Annotated in this window: 16 protein-coding genes and 1 riboswitch; of the genes, 14 read left to right on the top strand and 2 right to left on the bottom strand. The window is 63.8% G+C overall.

Features of this window, described 5'->3' with window-relative positions:
* The first annotated feature begins 115 nt into the window (after positions 1 to 115).
* From E3T46_RS16580 to E3T46_RS16550, 7 genes are all read left to right on the top strand, one after another.
* Positions 116 to 2,389 carry a carbon starvation CstA family protein gene (locus tag E3T46_RS16580; protein WP_134579395.1) on the top strand — a complete coding sequence of 758 codons (2,274 nt, stop codon included), beginning with the start codon at positions 116 to 118 and terminating at the stop codon, positions 2,387 to 2,389.
* On the top strand, positions 2,389 to 2,616 hold the full coding sequence (locus tag E3T46_RS16575) for a YbdD/YjiX family protein (protein WP_134579394.1): 228 nt from the start codon (positions 2,389 to 2,391) through the stop codon (positions 2,614 to 2,616). The genes E3T46_RS16580 and E3T46_RS16575 overlap by 1 nt, the downstream gene beginning before the upstream one ends.
* Before the next feature lie 98 nt (positions 2,617 to 2,714).
* Positions 2,715 to 4,163, top strand: coding sequence for an amino acid permease (locus E3T46_RS16570; RefSeq protein WP_134579393.1), 1,449 nt, complete (start codon positions 2,715 to 2,717; stop codon positions 4,161 to 4,163).
* Between the two features lie 584 nt (positions 4,164 to 4,747).
* The gene (locus E3T46_RS16565) at positions 4,748 to 6,025 is read left to right on the top strand and encodes an extracellular solute-binding protein (RefSeq protein WP_134579392.1); all 1,278 of its coding nucleotides are present in this window, start codon (positions 4,748 to 4,750) and stop codon (positions 6,023 to 6,025) included.
* Between the two features lie 32 nt (positions 6,026 to 6,057).
* Positions 6,058 to 6,981, top strand: a complete 924-nt coding sequence (locus E3T46_RS16560) for a sugar ABC transporter permease (protein WP_134579391.1) — start codon at positions 6,058 to 6,060, stop codon at positions 6,979 to 6,981.
* Positions 6,978 to 7,829 carry a carbohydrate ABC transporter permease gene (locus tag E3T46_RS16555; RefSeq protein WP_134579390.1) on the top strand — a complete coding sequence of 284 codons (852 nt, stop codon included), beginning with the start codon at positions 6,978 to 6,980 and terminating at the stop codon, positions 7,827 to 7,829. Before E3T46_RS16560 ends, E3T46_RS16555 begins: the two co-directional genes overlap by 4 nt.
* Positions 7,830 to 7,832: 3 nt before the next feature.
* The gene (locus E3T46_RS16550) at positions 7,833 to 9,128 is read left to right on the top strand and encodes an ADP-ribosylglycohydrolase family protein (protein ID WP_134579389.1); all 1,296 of its coding nucleotides are present in this window, start codon (positions 7,833 to 7,835) and stop codon (positions 9,126 to 9,128) included.
* Positions 9,129 to 9,255: 127 nt separating this feature from the next.
* Here the strand turns inward: E3T46_RS16550 and E3T46_RS16545 are convergent, their stop codons facing one another.
* Entirely contained in the window at positions 9,256 to 10,206 is a 951-nt protein-coding gene (locus tag E3T46_RS16545; RefSeq protein WP_166790316.1) for an ROK family protein, read from the bottom strand.
* A gap of 393 nt (positions 10,207 to 10,599) precedes the next feature.
* Here E3T46_RS16545 and E3T46_RS16540 point away from each other — a divergent pair, with 393 nt between their 5' ends.
* The 7 genes from E3T46_RS16540 to E3T46_RS16510 all read left to right on the top strand — a co-directional run bounded on the left by E3T46_RS16540 (position 10,600) and on the right by E3T46_RS16510 (position 18,978).
* Positions 10,600 to 12,801 carry an alpha-galactosidase gene (locus E3T46_RS16540; RefSeq protein WP_134579387.1) on the top strand — a complete coding sequence of 734 codons (2,202 nt, stop codon included), beginning with the start codon at positions 10,600 to 10,602 and terminating at the stop codon, positions 12,799 to 12,801.
* A 2-nt stretch (positions 12,802 to 12,803) separates the two neighbouring features.
* Positions 12,804 to 13,850 carry a zinc-binding alcohol dehydrogenase gene (locus E3T46_RS16535; protein ID WP_134579386.1) on the top strand — a complete coding sequence of 349 codons (1,047 nt, stop codon included), beginning with the start codon at positions 12,804 to 12,806 and terminating at the stop codon, positions 13,848 to 13,850.
* A gap of 32 nt (positions 13,851 to 13,882) precedes the next feature.
* Complete coding sequence (locus E3T46_RS16530; RefSeq protein ID WP_134579385.1) at positions 13,883 to 14,857, top strand: Gfo/Idh/MocA family oxidoreductase; 975 nt, start codon at positions 13,883 to 13,885, stop codon at positions 14,855 to 14,857.
* Positions 14,858 to 15,114: 257 nt separating this feature from the next.
* Positions 15,115 to 15,225, top strand: a riboswitch (TPP riboswitch).
* A gap of 17 nt (positions 15,226 to 15,242) precedes the next feature.
* Complete coding sequence (locus tag E3T46_RS16525) at positions 15,243 to 15,881, top strand: YkoF family thiamine/hydroxymethylpyrimidine-binding protein (protein ID WP_134579384.1); 639 nt, start codon at positions 15,243 to 15,245, stop codon at positions 15,879 to 15,881.
* 22 nt (positions 15,882 to 15,903) lie between these two features.
* Positions 15,904 to 16,503: an ECF transporter S component gene (locus E3T46_RS16520; protein WP_134579383.1), complete on the top strand. Its 600-nt coding sequence runs from the start codon at positions 15,904 to 15,906 to the stop codon at positions 16,501 to 16,503.
* On the top strand, positions 16,496 to 18,160 hold the full coding sequence (locus E3T46_RS16515) for an ATP-binding cassette domain-containing protein (RefSeq protein ID WP_166790315.1): 1,665 nt from the start codon (positions 16,496 to 16,498) through the stop codon (positions 18,158 to 18,160). Before E3T46_RS16520 ends, E3T46_RS16515 begins: the two co-directional genes overlap by 8 nt.
* Positions 18,157 to 18,978: an energy-coupling factor transporter transmembrane component T gene (locus tag E3T46_RS16510; protein ID WP_134579381.1), complete on the top strand. Its 822-nt coding sequence runs from the start codon at positions 18,157 to 18,159 to the stop codon at positions 18,976 to 18,978. The genes E3T46_RS16515 and E3T46_RS16510 overlap by 4 nt, the downstream gene beginning before the upstream one ends.
* A 104-nt stretch (positions 18,979 to 19,082) precedes the next feature.
* Here E3T46_RS16510 and mmsB read toward each other — a convergent pair whose 3' ends face one another.
* On the bottom strand, positions 19,083 to 19,976 hold the full coding sequence (gene mmsB / locus E3T46_RS16505; RefSeq protein WP_134579380.1) for a 3-hydroxyisobutyrate dehydrogenase: 894 nt from the start codon (positions 19,974 to 19,976) through the stop codon (positions 19,083 to 19,085).
* Positions 19,977 to 20,001 lie beyond the last annotated feature (25 nt).

The following is a 20,001-nucleotide window of genomic DNA, read 5'->3' as shown; positions in this document are numbered from 1 at the left end:
TCCATTTTACGCGCTCGATCCGACCCGAGTTCCCGCCCTGGTGCTCAGCCTTTCTCGCTCGGAGGTAACGTTAGTAGGCAGATTCACAGGATTTGCCTTGGCTCAAGGAGGAGAAATGGGCGCCGCGTCCAACACGACCGAATCACCGACCGCTCTGAAACGGATTCCGCACGACCTTGCGGTCGCTCTGGATCCAGAGGAACTTGACGCCCACGATCGCCACTGGACGCCCCTAAAAATTGCTATCTGGTCAGCTATTTCACTGCTCGGTGGCCTCAGCTGGGTCATGCTCGCCGTCGTGCGCGGTGAAACCGTCAACGCGATCTGGTTCGTGTTCGCCGCGATCTGCACCTATCTCATTGGTTACCGTTTTTACTCGAAGTTCATCGAGAAGCACATCATTCGCCCGGATGACCGTCGCGCCACCCCGGCCGAGTACAAGGCCGATGGCAAGGACTTCGCCGCGACCGACCGTCGCGTGCTGTTCGGCCACCATTTCGCTGCCATCGCCGGCGCCGGCCCCTTGGTCGGCCCCGTTCTGGCCGCGCAGATGGGCTACCTGCCCGGCACTATCTGGATCATTGTCGGCGTCGTTCTCGCCGGCGCGGTACAGGATTACCTGATTCTGCACTTCAGCATGCGCCGCGGCGGTCGTTCGCTCGGCCAGATGGCCCGCGACGAACTCGGTGTGATCGGCGGCACCGCCGCTCTCATCGCGACCCTCGTGATCATGGTCATCATCGTGGCGATCCTCGCCCTCGTGGTGACGAACGCCCTCGCCGAAAGCCCGTGGGGCGTCTTCTCGGTCGGCATGACCATCCCGATCGCGCTGTTCATGGGCTGCTACCTGCGCTTCTTCCGCCCGGGCAAGATCACCGAAATATCCATCATCGGCTTCGTGCTGCTCATCGCCGCCATCATCGGCGGCGGCGTGGTGGCCGGCACCGACTGGGGTCAGACCTACCTGCTGCTCGACAAGGTGACCATCGCCTGGGGCATCATCATCTACGGCTTCATCGCCGCTATCCTGCCGGTCTGGCTGCTGCTCGCCCCGCGCGACTACCTGTCGACCTTCATGAAGATCGGCACGATCGGCATGCTCGCCGTGGCGATCGTCATCATCCGTCCCGAAATCAGCGTGCCGGCCGTGAGCGAATTTGCATCGAGCGGCACCGGTCCGGTCGTCCCCGGAACGCTGTTCCCCTTTCTGTTCGTCACGATCGCCTGCGGCGCCCTGTCGGGTTTTCACGCGCTCATCGCCTCGGGAACCACGCCGAAGCTCATTCAGAAGGAACGCCAGACCCGCTTCATCGGTTACGGCGGCATGCTCATGGAGTCGCTCGTCGCGATCATGGCCCTCGTCGCCGCGCTGTCGATCGACCGCGGCATCTACTTCGCCATGAACTCCTCGCCCGCCCTCACCGGCGGCACCGTGCAGGGTGCGGTCGCCTTCGTGAACAGCCTCGGCCTGACCGGCGTCAACCTCACGCCCGACATGCTGATCGATATGGCGACCAACGTCGGCGAGGAGTCAATCGTTTCCCGCACCGGCGGCGCGCCGACGCTCGCCGTCGGCCTCTCGCACATTATGCAGCAGCTCGTCGGTGGCACGTCAATGATGAGCTTCTGGTATCACTTCGCCATCATGTTCGAAGCACTCTTCATTCTCACCGCAGTGGATGCCGGCACCCGCGTCGCCCGCTTCATGCTGCAGGACAGCCTCGGCAACTTCTTCCCGAAGTTCAAGAACACCTCCTGGCGTCCCGGCGCCTGGGCCGCCACGGCCATCATGGTCGCCGCCTGGGGTGCGGTGCTGCTGATGGGGGTGACCGATCCGCTCGGCGGCATCAACACGCTGTTCCCGCTGTTCGGAATCGCCAACCAGCTGCTGGCGGCGATCGCGCTGGCCGTGTGCATGGCCATCGTCGCCAAGCGTGGACTGTTCAGATACCTCTGGGTCGTGGCGCTTCCGCTCGGATTCGCTGCCGTCGTCACGATTTCGGCGTCGTTCCTGAAGATCTTCTCGACCACCCCGGGCATCGGTTACTTCGCGCAGAATCGCGCATTCTCCGAGGCCCTCGCCGCTGGCGAGACGAGCTTTGGCACCGCACCGAGCGTCGAAGCCATGGAAGCTGTCGTGCGCAACACGATGGTTCAGGGCGTGCTGTCGATCGTGTTCGTGGTGCTCGCGATCATCGTGATTCTCACGGCTCTTCAGGCCACTTGGAACGCGTACCGCAAGAACTCCAGTGCGACGAGTGAAGATGACGCCGTGCAGTCGCAGACCTACGCCCCGGCTGGATTCATCATGACCCCGCCCGAGAAGGTGCTGCAGGCCGAGTGGGATGCCCTGCCGGTGCACAAGAAGATCAAAATCAAGGGTCACTGATGACCCTGCTGGCGGGCGTCCGCAAGGGCGCCCGCGGGGTGGTCTGGTTCTTCAAGGGGATCCTCGGCGAGGATGCCTACGAGAAATATGTGGCGCACCACGCGAGCGTCTGCGAAACGGATGCTGCGGGCGTGGGCCTCGCGCCGCATCCGCTTATGACAGAGCGGGAATTCTGGCGCGACCAGACCGACCGTCAGGATGCGAACCCGCAGGGACGCTGCTGCTAGATCAGCTGCCAGGCCGCCTCGTCCCCGGCAAACCGAAGGTATAGGTTATTTTCGTGCCCCGCGAGCCGGGGACAGGCCGATTAGCCAATGGAGGCGTCATGTCCGCTCAGAATCCCCACTCTGTCTTGCGGCGAAAGCCCATCAACGATGTCGGCGATGAATCCAAGAAGAACGGACTGTTCAAGAGCCTCGGACTCTGGCAGCTCACCGCGATCGGCGTCGGTGGCATCATCGGCATCGGCATTTTCACCCTGGCCGGCCTGGTCGCCAACGGCGGCCCCGACGGCGAGGGCGCCGGCCCCGCCGTACTCATCTCGTTTCTTATCGCTGGCCTGGCCAGCGCCGCCGCCGCCCTGTCTTATGCCGAGTTCGCGGGAATGATCCCGCGCGCAGGGTCGGCCTACACGTACGGTTATGTCGCCCTCGGCGAAATCGTGGGTTGGTTCATCGGTTGGGACCTTTTGCTGGAATACATTGCCATCGTGGCCGTGGTGGCCATCGGCATCTCGGGCTATTTCACCGAATTCATGTCCGGGGTTGGCGTGCAGGTGCCGATCTGGATGCAGGGCACGGCCGACACCCTCGACGGCGGACTGATCAACCTGCCGGCGATCATCGTCTGTCTGCTCGTCACGTTCATCCTCAGCCGCGGCACCCAGACTTTCGGCCGCTTCGAACTCGTCGCGGTTGGCCTGAAGGTGCTGCTGATTCTGGCCATCATCGTGCTCGGCTTTTTCTACATCAACACCCAGAATTACATCCCGTTCCTCCCCAATGGATTCGGCGCCGTCTTCACCGGCGCGGCCACGGTGTTCTTTGCGGTGTTCGGCTACGACGCCATGAGCACCACGGCCGAGGAGGCCAAGGACGGCAAGAAGCACATGCCGAAGGCGATTCTGCTTTCCCTGGCCATTGCCATGGTGCTGTACGTGCTGGCTACCCTCGTACTCACAGGCATGCAGAACTGGCAGGACATCGACCCGACGGCCGCGTTCGCCGTCGCCTTCCAGTCGGTGGGTCTGCCGGTGATCGCCACCATCCTCTCGGCCTTTGCCGTTGTCTCCATCCTCACCGTGATGCTCACCTTCTTGCTCGGCGTCAGCCGGGTCTGGTTCTCAATGAGCCGTGATGGTCTGCTACCCAAATGGTTCTCGGGCACCGACAAGAAGGGCACCCCGCAACGCGTCACCTGGATTGCGGGCATCGCCTCCGCACTTCTGGCCGGAGTCTTCCCGATTCGTCTGATCGCGGATCTGACCAATATCGGCATCCTGGCGGCGTTCGTTGTGGTCTGCATTGCCGTCATCGTGCTGCGCCGCACCCGGCCCGATGTTCCACGCACCTTCCGGCTGCCATTCATGCCGATAGTCCCCGCCTTCGGTGTGCTGGCATCCTTCTTTCTGATCACCCAACTGCACTGGGAAACCTGGCTGCGCTTCGCCATCTGGCTCGTGATCGGCTTGGTCATTTACTTCGCCTACGGTCGTCGGAACTCCGTCATGAACCCGAAGAGTCCGCGCTACGTGGAGGTACCGGCCGAAAAATAGTCTGTCACTCAGCTCGGTCGCCACAGAGCGCTAACAGCCGGATCACGATCGATAGGATCACCATCTACCGGGTGATCGCCTCGCGGAAGAGCCGAGTTGAGAGCGAGGGTCCGGGTTCCGATGCGCCACCCCGCTCGATGATTGCGAGAAATTCCCGGGCGCTGGCCACGGCACCGCTAATGTCGCCGCCCGGCACCGCGAGCAGTCCCGGTTCGATGGTGGATTCATCGAACCAGGTCGCGTCATCCGACTGCGCCGAGCGGATGCCGCTGCTGCCGTTTTCAGAATCGCGCGGGTTGCTGGATCGAGAGTAGGACTCCGGCTGAGGCGGGGCTCAGGGGCAGCGAATCTCGACGGCGAGGGGCGTGCGGGGATACTGCGAAAAGGGTTCGCCGGCTACCAAATAGTTTTAGTGCAAAACTATTCACCCCCCGTTAATGTCAAATCTCCCCGATCCGGGAAGAAGTGAGTCACAATGTAGAGCCTGAACCGGCAACTATAGTTTCTCATCAAAACTATCGGCGCAGGTCGCCCGGGCAATCGAACATCCGTTCGCCTCCGCTTGCAACATCCAAAGGATAACAATGACATCTCGACATTCACTCGCCGCTGTCGCAGGCCTCGGCGCACTCGCGCTGCTGCTCAGCGGATGCACACCGGCTAGCTCGACTGCCTCTTCGGGTGAGGGCGACGGCACCCTCCGCTACCTGGTCGAGCAGCAGGAGGACCCGGAGTTCTTGCCAATGATCGAGGCCCGAGTCGCGAAGTTCGAAGAGCGAAACCCCGGCATCCTCGTCGAAATCGATGCGATGCCCTTCGACACGATGCGCACTGTTCTTCAGACTCAACTGCAGTCGGGTGACGGGCCGGATGTTTTCAACTGGGGCTCGGGTCCGACCTTCGCCGGCAGCCTCGCCGACGCGGGGCTCCTGTATGACCTGACGGAGAGCTACGAGAAGAACGACTGGCAGATCTACGACTTCGCGAAGGACCGCGTCACCGTCGATGGCAAAATAATCGGAGTTCCCGGCGACATCGAAACCGTCGGGGTGTATTACAACAAAACGATCTTCGATGACCTCGGCATCGACCAGCCCGAAAACCTTGGCGACCTCGAAGCTGCGGCCGCCAACATCAAGCAGTCCGGAGTCATCCCCTTCGCGGTGAGTGACCAGGAAGGCTGGCAGGCAGGTCACTTGCTGAGCATGACGCTCGCGAGCCGAGTGGGTTCTCAGGGTGTCGCCGACCTGATCGACGGTGAGGCTTCATGGACGTCGCCCGAGGTAGTCGAATCGCTGGCGCTCTGGGCCGGCTTCAACGACGCGGGCTACCTGCCGGAGTTCCCCACTGCAATCTCCTACGACGGCGGTGCCGCGCTGTTCTACTCCGGAGAGGCGGCCATGTTGCCGACCGGTAGCTGGTTTATCCCGGAGGTCGAGGCCAACACCGACTTCGAGGTCGGCTACATCCCGTTCCCGAGCGAAGACGGCGCTGGAATCTTCACGGCTGGCCTGGGGTCAGGTCCACTCGTGTCCGCAAACACCGACAACCCGGAGGCGGCCATCAAATTTGTGGACTTCCTGGTCTCGGAGGAGCACGGCCAGTGGGCGGTGGAAAGTCTCGGAACCATCCCTGCGTTCCCGATCGACACCAAGGATCTCGAAGTTTTGCCGCTGCTCGCCCAGGTGATCGAAGACACCGCGACCTTCGCCGCAGGCAGCAGTGACCTGGGAACGAACATTGACGTGGTCGCCAGTGATCTCTTCAACCAGACCATGTACGACGGATTCCAGGCACTGTTCACCGGGCAGAAAACTCCCGAGCAGGTCGCCGAGGAACTCGAAGCAGCGGCACGAAACTAACGAACGTGAGGGGGAAGAAGAAGAACAGAACGATGAATCCACCGACCAGAAGTCACTCAGCACCCCGCGTCACCAGGCGAGCGCAGGCCCGCCTGGGCGTCGCCCTTGTGGCACCGCTGCTCGTGCTCGTAACCGTCTTTTTCCTCTTCCCCCTCGGTAACGCCATCTACTACTCGATGCTCGACTACAACGGAGTCGACCCCTCACCGGCGTTCGTGGGCCTCGGCAACTTCGTCGAACTCGCCACCGATCCCGCACTCGGCCCAGCGTTCATGAACAACATCATCTGGATAGTTCTCGGCACGGCAGCACCGGTGGTCATCGGACTTGCGCTGGCCCTGCTGATGTGGACGGTGCGCCGGGCGAGCACGCTGTACCGCGTCGCGCTCTTCATTCCGTACATCCTCCCCGCCGTTGCGGCCGGGGTGGTATGGGGCTGGATCTACGATCCGATGCGTGGCTGGCTCAACCAGCTGCTTCGATCGGTCGGGCTCGATGCACTCGCGACAGGGTGGCTCGGCAACCCGAACACCGCACTGTATGCAGTCCTTGTGACTGCCGTCTGGGCGACGACAGGGTTCGTCTTCGTCGTGCTGCTGTCATCGTTGCGCAACGTCGATGCGGAGTTGCTCGATGCAGCACGCATGGACGGTGCCAACTCGCTACAGCGCGTCTGGTACATCGTTCTCCCGCAAATCATGCCCGTATTCCTGATGATTGTCACGCTGACGCTCGTCGGCGGATTCAGCGTCTTCGACATCGTTTTCATCATGACCGGTGGCGGCCCATCGAACGCGACGGAAGTTCTGGGCACCTATGCCTACAGCAATGCCTTTCAGCTCAACCGCATCAGTTACGGCACGGCGCTCGCGCTCGTCATCACCGTGCTCGCCATTCCCTTCGCCGTGGCACTCAATCGCCTGCAGCGTAGGCTCTCGTTTCAGGAGTCCGTATGAGTATTTCGAGGATCCGCCTCTCACCCCGCCGACGCGCGATTCGTGCCTCGCACCACCTGCTGCTCGTTGTGCTCTCGTTCCTGTCGTTGTTCCCGGTGATCCTCATCCTCTCCACCGCGCTCAAAACCGAGCAGGATGTTAAGGTCAATCCGTTCGGCCTCTTCTCGTCGTTCTCGTTCGAGAACATCGTGCAAGCCTGGACCGTCGGCGAGTTCGGCTCACACCTGCTCGACAGCGTGCTCCTCACGATCCCGAGCACCGTGATCACAGTCGTGCTCTCCACCATGGCGGGATACACGTTCGCCCGGTTGCCGTTCCCCGGTCGAAACATCCTGTTCTACGCGGTGGTGCTCGGCTTGCTCGTGCCGTTCTTCGCTTACATGATTCCGCTGTACTTTCAGCTCCGCACCATGGGAATGCTCGACACTCTCGTCGGCACGATCCTTGTGCTCAGCACGACCGGGCTCGCCTTCGGCGCCTTTTTCATGCGCGCATTCTTCTCTGACCTGCCTGATGAGCTCGAGCAGGCTGCCCGCATCGACGGCGCTTCCGAGGCACGCATCTTCGCGCAAGTGATGTTGCCGCTGGCCACCCCGGGGATCGGAACCCTGACAGTCTTCACGTTCCTGCAGAACTGGAACAACTTTCTCGTCCCCCTCCTCTACCTGCCCAGCGGCGAATACCGCCCGCTGACCACGGGACTGTATCTTTTCGTCGGCGGTCGGTCCGTCGACATCGGACCATTGGCGGCCGGGGCGCTCATTACAATCGTGCCGGTCGTGCTCCTGTTCATCTTGTTGCAACGTCAGGTGACCGAGGGATTCCTCTCCGGCGCAGTGAAAGGTTAAGAAATGCACAACGTACTCGATCCCCGGGATCTCGTGCCTGACGAGGCGGAAGAATTACAGGTGAGCGGATATCCCGTCGGGGACCTCCTCGAGGAAGCCAAACGGGCGGCAGTGGCCGGTGATCTGGAACACCTCGCGGCGGTCGAGATTCGGCTCGGTGAGTTGCGGCCCCTGCCGGACTGGCCGTACGACGAGCCCCGGGAGGAGCACGTGCTGTACGCACTCTGTGACGCTGCACCCCGCACCGGGTTCGACGCGGCGGTGCTGCCCGACCGGATTCGCGGCGCGTGGCTCGGGCGGGCGGTCGGTAACACGCTCGGCAAGCCGATCGAGGGTCTCGATCGAACCCAGGTGGAGATCTACCTACGTGCCGCGGGCCACTGGCCGCTCCGCGGATACCTCCCGCTTCTGAACCCACTGCCCGACGGTGTCGCCCACCTGCATCCCTCCGCTCCCATCGCAACCGAGGGCCGGTTCCAGGAGGTTCCCCGCGATGACGACATCGACTGGACGATCCTCGGTATGCTCACGCTCGAACGGCATGGCCGCGAGTTCACCACCGACCAGCTCGCCGCTCTCTGGCTCGACCGCATGCCGTTCACTCAGACATACACTGCGGAGCGCGCCGCTTACCGCAACCTTCTCGCCGGCCTCACCCCGCCCGCCACAGCGACCCACCGAAACCCGTACCGGGAGTGGATTGGCGCCCTCATTCGCGTCGACGTCTACGGTTACATTCATCCCGGGGATCCTGGGCCGGCCGCCGCACTCGCCATTACCGATGCCCGACTCTCGCACGTCGGAAACGGCATGTACGCAGCAATGTGGGCGGCGGGCCTGGTAGCGGTGGCGTTCGCGGCGTCATCCGCTCGCGAAGCGCTCGAATGCTCCCTCGCCGTGGTGCCCAGCGGATCACGCCTTGCCGAGGCGCTTCACCGGATGCTTGACCTCCACGATCAGGGCACAACCCACGTCGTCGCACTCGACACGATCGACCGGGAGCTCGGGCACTATAGCTGGGTGCACACGATCAACAACGCCGCGCAGATTACGGCGGGGCTGCTTTGGGGTGAGGACTTTCTCAGCGCGGTGGGCATTGCCATTGAGGGCGGCCGGGACACCGACTCCAACGCGGCCACCGTCGGTAGCGTCTTCGGTGCCTTGCACGGCTCGGCCGCCATCCCGGACTCCCTACTCATCAGCGAACCCGTGCGCGTGCGCAGCGCTGTGCGCGACTTCGACCGCATAACGATCGACGAGCTGACGGCGCGAACGCTGCGGCTCGCCGAGAAGGAATGACGCGGACGAAATCGGCGCCTTGCGCTCGACCGCAGACGCCCGTTAGGTCTCTCGATATAGTTTCATTATGAAACGAAAACGGTCACGCGCAGGCCTTCCCTGCAAGCACCCAATGCAGACCAGATGGTCACTCAGAGTCAATTACAGCTGTCGAATGCTCCGCTGGGGCGCCTACTTCGCTGCCCGCAGTACCACCGGGTGAACTTCTAGGAAACGTTTTTTGAATAGCAATAACGGCCGCGCCTCTTGCCCATTCGGGGAAGTCCATAGGACGCACAATGAGTTCGCTGTGGAGGGGACTATCGGTGTCATATTCAGACAGCCCCTCGTCAACGCTCGAGCGCGCGGCATCGGCGAGGTGAACCCCTTCGCCCGAAAGAATGATGCGCTTCACACCGGTAAATGCCGTAATAGCGGATGCTGCACGGCCCAGGGCGCGAGCGGCTTCCTGGACGACACGAACAGCTGGCGCATCCCCAGACCTGGCCATCTCGAGAACATCGTCGTATTCGATGAAACGGCCATGTGCGGCAGACACCGCCGCGGTGATCGAGCTCGAGGACAAGAATGCCGTCATGCAGCCCCGATGCCCGAGCGGACACAGCGGTCCCGACGGATCAACGGGATAGTGGCTAAGGGGGTTTAGAAAAGTCGGAATCATCAGGTCATTGATGACGAGGCCATACCCAACTCCGGCACCAACAGTAAGCAGAGCGAAGCTCGAGTACCCCTTGCCATGACCGAACCATTGCTGGGCCTTGGTAAGGCCGACAACGTCGTTATCCAGGTAGACGGGCACCCTGACGGCCGCCCCCAATAGCGAGCGAAAGGGCACATCGCGCCACTGGAGGAAGGAAGAATCCGCAACAATCTCACCCTCATCGACCCGGCCGCCTACCGTTACGCCAACAGCATCGAGGGGCTGGTCCATGCCCGACTGGAAGTCCATGACAATGTCGCGCACGGCAGTCACGACATCCGACACGTCACGGGAACCGAGCGGCACACGAACCTGATCGATGATGCGCGACCGCACGTCAGTGACGACGGCGTAGATGGCTTCCTCGGTGAGCTTCACGCCAACGAATTTGTACCGGTCAGGGACCACATCAAGGGGAAGGGAGGAACGGCCTCGACCGGGAGAACGCACGGCGTCCGACTCGATGAGCACGCCCCCTTCGAGCAGAGGCTTTACGAGTCGCGTGAGGGTCGCGGGCGAGAGCCCCATACGGCGCGCGAGTCGCGCTCGAGACTGGGCGCCATGCACGAGAACCTCAATCGCGACGGCCTTCGACGGCGCGGACAGCAGCGAGCTGACGTCGGATTCGACACCGTCCATCGCCAAACTCCGATCTTCTTCAAGAATTATCCAACTTGCCACTTAGGCGGCCGTGATTGCGCCGTTTGAGTATGCCATACTTTTGTTTAATAGTTTCAGCATGGAATCTAAACGAGTGAAAAAGGGGCACGGATGAGTGTATCGACGGCAGTAGACGTGGCGCAGCTGGTCACGCTCGAGGCCAGCGGAACGTGCGTAACGATCGACGTGTCCTCCGGCATTCCGCGCATCCTCCATTGGGGCGCTCCCTTCGCTGCGACCTCCACCGACCAGGCCTTCCTCCGCTCCCTCGCCGAGACCCAGGGCGGGGCCGATCTGCTTGAGTCCCGCCGGTCGCCGACACTGCTCCCCGAGCAATCAGCGGGATGGATGGGAACCCCCGGCCTGGAGGGGCATCGAAGTGGCACATCCTTCTCGACGGCGTTCACCGCGTCGAGCTGGCGCATCGACGGATCGGCTGGCACGATTCAATCCCTCGTGGCCGAGGCAACCGATACCGTCGCTGAGTTGCAGCTCACAACCACGATTACGCTCCTGCCGTCCGGGCTGCTCCGTCTCGAGGCGCGCTTGACGAATATCGCACAGGACAGCGATTACTCGGTCGACGCGCTCCGCGTCGTTCTCCCTGTCCCGGCCGAAGCCGGCGAGCTCCTCGACTTCGCGGGTCGGCACCTCCGAGAGCGCACTCCCCAACGCCATCCCTTCGTGGTCGGCACGCATCTCCGGGAAGGACGGCGCGGTCGCACTGGCTCGGACTCGAGCATCCTTCTCGCAGCCGGCACACCGGGCTTCGGCTTCCGCTCCGGCGAGGTATGGGCAGTTCACACTGCCTGGAGCGGCAATCACGCCACCTTCGCCGAGCTCGGAATCACCGGATCGCGTGTGCTCGGCGGCGGTGAACTTCTTCTGCCCGGCGAAATGATCCTCAAGCCGGGTGCCTCCTATTCGTCGCCGGCAATATACGCGGCGCATGGGAACGGCCTTGATGACATCGCCGCGTCGTTCCACGAGCATCTTCGCGGAAGAGCGTCGCACCCGGTGAGCCCCCGGCCGGTTGTCCTCAACACCTGGGAGGCCGTGTACTTTGACCAAGACCTCGACTCGCTGACGACGCTCGCCGAGCTCGGTGCACGCGTAGGCGTGGAGCGGTTCGTCCTCGACGACGGCTGGTTCACTCACCGCCGCCACGATCGAGCAGGGCTCGGCGACTGGCAAGTCGACCGCGACGTCTGGCCGGACGGACTCGGCCCCCTGGTCACGGTCGTGCGCTCCCTCGGTATGCAGTTCGGGCTCTGGTTTGAACCTGAGATGATCAACGAGGACTCAGACGTCGCCCGAGCGCACCCTGAATGGATTCTCGCGCCGGGAGACAGACTCCCCATCGCGGGCCGCTCGCAGCAGGTACTCAACCTCACGATCCCTGCGGCGTTCGACTACATTCTTGAGTCGATAAGTGCCCTGGTAGACGAGTACGACATCGACTACATCAAGTGGGACCACAACCGCGACCTCGTGGAAGCTGGCGATCGCGTGACAGGCACTCCACGCGTTCACGCGCAGACCCTCGCGACGTACGCGCTCATGGACGAGTTGCATCGGCGACATTCAGGACTTGAGATCGAGTCGTGCTCCTCCGGCGGTGGTCGAGTCGACCTCGCTGTGCTCGAGCGCACGCAGCGCGTGTGGGCGAGCGATTGCATTGACGCCCTCGAGCGCCAGCAGATCCAACGCTGGACGGGGCTGCTCCTGCCCCCGGAGCTTGTGGGGTCGCACGTCGGCGCAGCGACGGCGCACACGACCCACCGCACCCACGCGCTCGCGTTCCGCGCGGCCACGGCGCTTTTTGGGCATTTTGGGATCGAGTGGGACCTCCGCGACGCATCAAACGCGGAACTTGACCAGCTCGCGGCCTGGGTTGACCTCTACAAACAAGAGCGGGAACTCATCCATACCGGCACTGCCGTGCACAGCGACTACCCCGATGAGGCGTACTGGGCACACGGCTACGTCGCCCCCGACCAGGACCGCGCGATCATCTCATTCGTCGCACTCGCCACAAGTGTGGCTGTGCACCCCGGTCGCATCCGAATCCCCGGTCTGCGCGACGAAGCCATCTACCGCATCGAACCGATTGAGCTGTCCGCTTCGGCTCTCATGCGAGTGAAAGGCGGGGCACCGTCGTGGTGGACGGACCCCATCGCCCTCTCCGGAAGCGTCCTCGGCCGCATCGGGCTCCCCGCGCCCATGCTGTATCCAGAGCAAGCCCTGCTCTTCAGGCTTGTCGCCGTCGATCGTGCAGACATACTCACCAACCTCCCAACCGAAAGGAACTGAACATGGGACGGCTCGTTCGTTTTACTTCACCCGGCCTGGCAGAAGTCATCGACTTTGAGGACGCTCCCGTTGGCGCCGGCGAGGTACGCCTCGAAACCCTGTATTCCGGCATTTCCGCGGGCACGGAGCTCACCGCATACCGCGGCAGCAACCCGTACCTGAACAGCGAATGGGATGCTCGCCGCCGGTTGTTCGTACCGGGCGACTCGACGCACTCCTACCCGCTCGATGCCTGGGGTTATGAAGAGGTTGGCACCATCACAGAGGTCGGCGACGGCGTGGACGCGGGGCTGATTGGCCGCCTCGTCTGGGGAACGTGGGGCCACCGGTCCTCCGTCGTCCGCCCCATGACGTGGGTCATGGACCGCCTTATGCCGGACGGACTCGATCCCGTCGCAGGCATCTTTGCGAAGATCGGAGCGATCGCTCTCAATGCCGTACTCGACGCCGACATACACGTCGGCGAGACCGTTGTCGTATTCGGAGCCGGCGTTCCCGGACAAATCGTGGCACAACTCGCTCGGCTCAACGGAGGGCGCGTGGTCTCCGTCGACCTGCTCCCGGGGCGCCGAGAACTCGCCGAGCGCCTCGGCGCCTCCCTCACGCTTGACCCGGCCGCCGACGACGTCGCCGAGCGAGTCCGTGAGCTCACGGAAAATCGTGGGGCCGATGTGGTTATCGAAATGAGTGGCAGTTACCATGCACTTCACGAGGCCGTACGCACCGCGGCCTACAGCTCGCGCGTTGTTGTCGGAGGGTTTTTTCAGGGCGCTGCGACCCCCGTTCACCTCGGCAACGAATTTCACCACAACCGCATCTCCATCATCGGATCCCAGATTTCCGGTGTCTCACCAACGCTTCAGCACCGCTGGAACGAGTTGCGCATGTCAACTACGGCGCTCCGACTTGTGAGCGACGGCCAACTCGACGTCACCTCGCTCATTACGCATACGATGCCAGCGGAAGACGCTCCTGCCGCCTTCACGATGCTCGACGCGTCGCCAGAGGCCGCGCTGCAAGTAGTCCTCGATTACCGGACGGCGCCGTGAGTATGAGGGACCCGTTCCCACGATCTGACGGGATGATTGGCTGGGGGATCCTCGCAACGGGGGGCGTCGCCGGAGCGTTCACGAGAGACCTGATCGCCCACGGCCACCGGGTGGCGGCCGTGGGGTCGCGTTCTCTCGCGTCAGCCGAGGCTTTCGCGGCAACCCATGGGATTCCCCAGGCCCATGGTTCGTATGAGGACCTCGCTACCGACCCGAACGTCGACGTGATTTACATCGCAACGCCACACAACCTGCACTCCGAAAATGCAACGCTCGCGCTCGAACACGGCAAACACATCCTCGTCGAGAAGTCGTTTACTCTCACGGAAGCCCAGGCTTCCACCGTCGTCGAACTCGGCCTGCAAATGGGCCTCGTCGTGGTCGAGGCCATGTGGACGCGGTTCCTCCCGCACATGGCACACGTGCGCAACTTGATCGCGGCGGGCCGCCTCGGGGAGATCCGTTCCCTCCACGCCGACCACACGCAGAACCTTCCTCGTGAAGACACTCACCGCATCAACAACCCCTATCTAGCCGGCGGCGCGCTCCTGGACCTCGGTATCTACCCCGTTTCCTTCGCGCACGATATCCTTGGTGCCCCCGTCGACATCGACGCTCACGCAACGTTCACCCGATCAGGAGTTGACGCGTCGGTCGCGACGATCCTCACGCACGAGAACGGCGCGATGTCGACATCGTTCTCATCACTCGAGACGCGAGGCCCCAACCGAGCCACGATCCTTGGCACCGAGGGCCGCATCGAAATCGCGGACACCTGGTACGCACCAACCACGGTGTCGCTTTATGACGCAAGGAATTCACTTGTCGACGTCTATGACCAAGCAGTATCCGGACGTGGCATGCAGTTTCAAGCAGCCGAAGTGGAACGCGTCATCCGAGACGGCAATCACGGTAGCCCCCTGATCACTCCCGAGGAATCGGTGACGGTCATGCGCACAATGGATGCCATCCGGGCAAAGATCGGTCTACGGTATCCGAACGAATAACACTGTCGTGCACAAATCGTGCCCGGAGCGTGATCGCCGCAAGCATCCTCATCATCGAGGGCTAGCGACACGGCGGGGCACAGTACGCCCTCGCCGACCGGCACAGGTGTCGTCACACACATTGCCGCCCTGGCCCTGGTCGATCAGGCGCTGGAACAATTGCTGCACGTGCTGCCCAATTTCCAGTGGTGTGTCGGTGGCGGCTGCAGGGCGCCAGCCTCGGCGACCTCGGCCCCGCCGGGCATGCCATACTTTCGTTGTATCAACACGGGAGTCCGATTAATCGGGCTGAGAGGAAGCTGCAGAGGCTTCGACCGTCGAACCTGATCTGGATCATGCCAGCGCAGGGAGGCTGACTCGTCTTTCCCGTGCCCCCACGAAAGAAATGGGCACGATCATTCCAGAAACCCCCTTCACAGCCACACCGGCGGAATTCGGCATTGGCGCGCGCCTCACCCTCGCCGTCATGCGCGACGACTACGCCGCCGTCATTCTCGACGCGCTCCAGCAGGCAGATTCGACCGGGATCGCACTTCAAACCGGCGTCGTCAGCACCTACCTGTCCGGCGCCGAACCCGACCTGCTGCGCTACGTCAGCCAGGTCGTCGCCGGCGCGAGCCGCAGCGGAGCCCATGTCACGGCAACCGTGCAATTCTCCCGAGGATGCCCTGGCGAAGTCACCTGCACGCTGCCGCCCACCGGCGGGCTGTTCGCCGAGGTCGTGAACCTCACGCCCACCGGCGTACACGCTGTCGCAGAATGGGCACTGTATCCACTGGATGACGGCACCGGTTCTGCTTCCGCCGATCACATGCGCGACATCTACGCCGCGATCGAGAGCGCCAAGGCCTCCGGGCTCACGGTACACAGCGAGCACTTCGTCACCCGGCTCGAGGGCGACCTCGCCCTCGTGTTGCAGGTCATCGCCGCCGGCTGGATCGTGGCCGGCCGAACGGTGCAGCACGTGGCGACGCACGCGACCCTGTCCCTCAACAGCCCGAGCCTGAACTCCCATGCGTCCTGACGCCGACCAGAAGGAAACGGCCATGCCCACAGCATCCGCCAAGAAAAGGCACTGGAGCCTCAAAGACCTCGTGCTTGTCGTCGTGCTCGGTGTCGTGTTCGGCTTTCTTTACTGGATATTCGTGCAGGCCTGGACCGCCCTGTCGATCGCGATGGGTCCGGCCGGCGACCTCGCGCAGCACTTTCTGCTCGGCTCCTGGCTGCTCGTCGCCCCGATCGCGATCGCCATCGTGCGACGGCCGTTCGCCGGCATCTTTGCGGAGGTTATCGCGTCGGTGATCGAGGTCGTCTTTCTCGGCTCTATGGTCGGGCCGCTGCTCTTCGTCGCCGCCGCCATTCAAGGCGCGGGCAGCGAGATTCCGTTCGCCCTCACTCGCTACCGCAACTACAGCTGGCTGACCTACGCACTTTCGGGGCTGCTCGGCGCCGGGCTGGTGTTCTTCTACTCGGCATTTCGCTCCGGCTGGTACGGCCAGGAGATCTTTCTGCTGCGCCTCGCTATTCAGCTGATCTCCGGCGTGATTCTCGGCGGGCTGCTGGCCAAACTCATCGTCGATGCCCTCGACAAAACCGGCGTCGTCGACAACTTCGCGATCGGCCGCGATCGCCTCGCCCGTGCCTGAGACCGACATCCTGACACTGCAGGACGTGTCGGTGCGATTCCCGCGTCGGCCCGAGGCCGTGCTCAGCGACGTGTCGGTGCGCCTCGCGCCGGGCGAGCAGCTCATCGTGTTCGGCGCCTCCGGTTCGGGCAAATCCACCCTGTTGCAGACCATCACCGGCGTCATTCCGCATTCGGTCGTAGCCTCGCTCGGCGGCAGTGTGCGCATGGGAGGGACGCTCAGCATCGAAACCTCCGTCGTCGAGCTGTCCCGGCTCGTCGGCGTGGTCGCGCAGGACCCCGCATCGTCGGTCTGCCTGCCCGACGTCGAACAGGAGCTTGCCCTGCCGCTCGAAAACCGCGGTGTCGACCCGGCACTTATCTCGGCGCGCATCGATCGCGCGCTTGACGCTGTTCAGGCACGGATGCTGCGACACCGGTCGACCGGGCAGCTGTCCGGCGGCGAAGGCCAGCGCGTGGCCCTCGCCGCCACCCTCATCGCCGAACCGGCCGTGCTCCTGCTGGACGAACCCACCTCGATGCTCGACGCGGCGGGCCTGGGCGCCGTGCGCCGCGCCATCCGTTCGGCCGTCGACACCTACCGGCCGGCCGTCGTGCTGGTCGAACACCGCATCGACGAGTTCACGGGCACGGCGGGAATCGCCGGGCTGCCGCCACGCGCACTCGTGCTCGGCGAGGCCGGAACCGTCATTGCCGATGGCCCCACGGTCGACGTGCTCGCCCAGCATGGGCGCTCGCTCAATCAAAACGGATGCTGGCTTCCGCTCGAAACCGAATTGCTCGCCGTGACCGGGTGCGCCGGCGGGCTCGGCGAAGCGGGCGTGCGCGCCGGCCTCCGGTCACTCGGCGAGCCGGCCGGAGCCTTGGGGCGACGGCAGGACTTCGGCCGGATCGTTCTGACCGCCACGGATGTGGTCATTGATCGCGGGGTTGGCGCGCCGAACGGGACCGCCACACCGGTTCTCGCCGGCGTCAGCCTCGATCTGCGGGGCGGCGAAATCGTGGCCCTGCTCGGCGGCAATGGAACGGGCAAAACCTCGTTGCTGCTGACCTTGGCGGGATTGCACCGGCCATCGGTCGGCACCGTGACCGGCGCCCGACCCGGCATGATCTTTCAGAATGCCGAGCACCAATTCGTAGAACACACCGTGCGCGGCGAGATTCGGCATGGGCTGCCGAGCCTGAGCGATGACGAGCTTCAGGCCATTTTGTACCGGCACCGGTTGACCCACCTCGCCGATCAAAGCCCGTATCGACTGAGCGGCGGCGAGAAGCGGCGGCTCAGCGTCGCCGCCATGCTCGCGCACGATCGGCCGGTGCTGCTCGCCGACGAACCCACCTTCGGCCTCGATCGCCGGGACACCATCGCCACCCTGGCAGCGCTCGGCCAGGCGGCCGACGCGGGCCGCAGCATCCTTTTCTCCAGTCATGATCTTCGTACCGTTACAACCCTCGCCGACCGGGTGATCGTGCTGGCCGACCACACGGTGATCGTCGACGGGCCGGTGTTCGAGGTGTTGCGGTGGGACGAGGTACTGAAGCAGGCCGGGCTCGAGCTGCCCCCGCTGATTCGGCACCTGCTCAAGGAATTCGATTCTGACGCGCGGATTCGCCGCGTGCTGGGTCAGCTCGACGCTGCCGTGGGCGCGACGACATGACTGCTCAACTCATCGATGTCGATGCTCCCCCGACACGACGGCCCGTCAGCGCCCTGGCCAGGCGCAACCCGACCGTCAAACTTGCGCTTCTGTTCGTCGTCTCCCTCGTGCTGATGTTTGTTTTCGATCCGATCACACCACTGGTGCTATACCTGCTCGCTCTCGGCGCGGTCGCTGTCACGGCTCGCATTCCCGTGAAAGTATTCGTTCTCGCACATATTCCATTTCTGGCATTTGCTCTCGGCCTTCTGATCGTGAACGCGCTCAGCCGGCCAGGGGACGTACTCTGGCAGTCCGGGGTGCTGCGGATCACCACCGAGGGACTGCTCGTGGGGGCTGCCCTCGCCCTGCGCACCCTCGTCATCGGCGTGCTCTCGATCGGCTTTGTGCTCTCGACCGACGGCGTGGCCCTCATGACCAGCCTGCACCAGCACGCCCGGCTCGGCTCCCGCCTCACCTACGCCGTACTCGCCGGCTACCGCATGCTCGAAGAGCTGCCGCGCGAGTGGCAGACCATCCGCCAGGCGCACGCGGTGCGCGCTCCCCTCCGCCCCAATGGCAAGCCGCCTCGCGGCCTCCGCCAGTACGGTCGGGCAGCCTTCGCCCTGCTGGTGCTATCGATTCGCAAGGGCGAGCGGATGGCGCAATCCCTCGAGTCGCGCGGCCTCGGCCTGACCCCGCGCAGCACCTGGCGGCGCATCCCCCTTACCCGCACCGACTGGGCCATGGCCGCCACGGTGCTGACCACGCTGACCGTCGTCGTCGGCCTGAGTTCCTTTCTCGGCTTTCTGGAAGGCTTCCATGCCCTCAACACCTGAACGAACCCAGATACATTTGGTCGCCATGGTCAACCCGCCGCCCCGTGGGCCTCAACGCGTGGAAGCGTTTGAAGGGGTATGAAACTCACGGCTCGGCGCAAGCGTCAGGCCAGGGTGCCGTCGACGAGCTTCACGATCATGGAGCAGTCCTTGCCACCCTGGCCCTGGTCGACCAGGCGTTGGAACAGCTGGGCGACGTGCTTGCCGATCTCGAGCGGCGTGTCGGTGGCCTCCGCCGCGGCGATGGCCAGACCGATGTCCTTATTGGCAAGTTCGGCGGTGAAGGTCGGCGAAAAGTCGCGGTTCACCGCCGCGGACGGAACGACCCCCTCGACCGGATACCAGGTGCGCAGCGCCCAGCTGTCGCCCGATGAAACGGATGCGATATCCCAGAAAACCTGCGGGTCCAGTCCCAGCCGATCGGCCAAAACCGCCCCCTCGGACGTTGCGGCGAGGTTGATGAACAGCATGAGGTTGTTGCAGATCTTTGCCGCCTGGCCGGTCGTGGCCCCGCCGGTCGGAATAATGTGCGCCGCCATGGGCTGGATGTAGGTGGTCGCGTCGGCGACGGCATCCGCTTCGCCACCGATCATGAAGGTGAGCGTGCCGGCCTCAGCACCGGTGATGCCACCCGAGACCGGGGCGTCGACGAGGCGAAAACCGGCAGCTTTCGCCGCGTCGTGCAGGGCCTGGGAGGATTCGATGTCGATCGTCGACGACTCCACCAGGAGGGTTTTCGGGTCGGCATGGGCGAAAACTCCCGCCTCGCCGAAGTACACCGCGCGGGCGTGCTCACCCTTGGGAAGCATGGTGAAGACAACGTCGGTGCCGTCAACGGCGTCCTGGATGCTGGTCGCTCGGGTCACGCCGGCAGCGACCGCAGCGTCGAGGGCCTCGGCGTTGAGGTCGAAGCCGCGCACGCTGTGCCCCGCCTTCAGCAGGTTCGCCGTCATGGGGCCGCCCATGTGACCGAGTCCAATCCATCCGATAACCGCCATGGCATAGCTCCTTCGCTCCGGTGAC

The sequence above is a fragment of the Cryobacterium sp. Hh11 genome, from assembly GCF_004404045.1.
Taxonomy (GTDB): domain Bacteria; phylum Actinomycetota; class Actinomycetes; order Actinomycetales; family Microbacteriaceae; genus Cryobacterium; species Cryobacterium levicorallinum.
The sequence above is the reverse complement of the archived record's forward strand: the minus strand, read 5'-3'. Positions and strand labels throughout refer to the sequence as shown.

What these genes read in the sequence shown, in the direction of transcription:
- E3T46_RS16580 (WP_134579395.1), top strand. Translation starts at nt 116, where the DNA reads ATGGGCGCCGCGTCCAACACGACCGAATCACCGACCGCTCTGAAACGG.
- E3T46_RS16575 (WP_134579394.1), top strand. Translation starts at nt 2,389, where the DNA reads ATGACCCTGCTGGCGGGCGTCCGCAAGGGCGCCCGCGGGGTGGTCTGG.
- E3T46_RS16570 (WP_134579393.1), top strand. Translation starts at nt 2,715, where the DNA reads ATGTCCGCTCAGAATCCCCACTCTGTCTTGCGGCGAAAGCCCATCAAC.
- E3T46_RS16565 (WP_134579392.1), top strand. Translation starts at nt 4,748, where the DNA reads ATGACATCTCGACATTCACTCGCCGCTGTCGCAGGCCTCGGCGCACTC.
- E3T46_RS16560 (WP_134579391.1), top strand. Translation starts at nt 6,058, where the DNA reads ATGAATCCACCGACCAGAAGTCACTCAGCACCCCGCGTCACCAGGCGA.
- E3T46_RS16555 (WP_134579390.1), top strand. Translation starts at nt 6,978, where the DNA reads ATGAGTATTTCGAGGATCCGCCTCTCACCCCGCCGACGCGCGATTCGT.
- E3T46_RS16550 (WP_134579389.1), top strand. Translation starts at nt 7,833, where the DNA reads ATGCACAACGTACTCGATCCCCGGGATCTCGTGCCTGACGAGGCGGAA.
- E3T46_RS16540 (WP_134579387.1), top strand. Translation starts at nt 10,600, where the DNA reads ATGAGTGTATCGACGGCAGTAGACGTGGCGCAGCTGGTCACGCTCGAG.
- E3T46_RS16535 (WP_134579386.1), top strand. Translation starts at nt 12,804, where the DNA reads ATGGGACGGCTCGTTCGTTTTACTTCACCCGGCCTGGCAGAAGTCATC.
- E3T46_RS16530 (WP_134579385.1), top strand. Translation starts at nt 13,883, where the DNA reads ATGATTGGCTGGGGGATCCTCGCAACGGGGGGCGTCGCCGGAGCGTTC.
- E3T46_RS16525 (WP_134579384.1), top strand. Translation starts at nt 15,243, where the DNA reads ATGGGCACGATCATTCCAGAAACCCCCTTCACAGCCACACCGGCGGAA.
- E3T46_RS16520 (WP_134579383.1), top strand. Translation starts at nt 15,904, where the DNA reads ATGCCCACAGCATCCGCCAAGAAAAGGCACTGGAGCCTCAAAGACCTC.
- E3T46_RS16510 (WP_134579381.1), top strand. Translation starts at nt 18,157, where the DNA reads ATGACTGCTCAACTCATCGATGTCGATGCTCCCCCGACACGACGGCCC.
- mmsB (WP_134579380.1), bottom strand. Translation starts at nt 19,976, where the DNA reads ATGGCGGTTATCGGATGGATTGGACTCGGTCACATGGGCGGCCCCATG.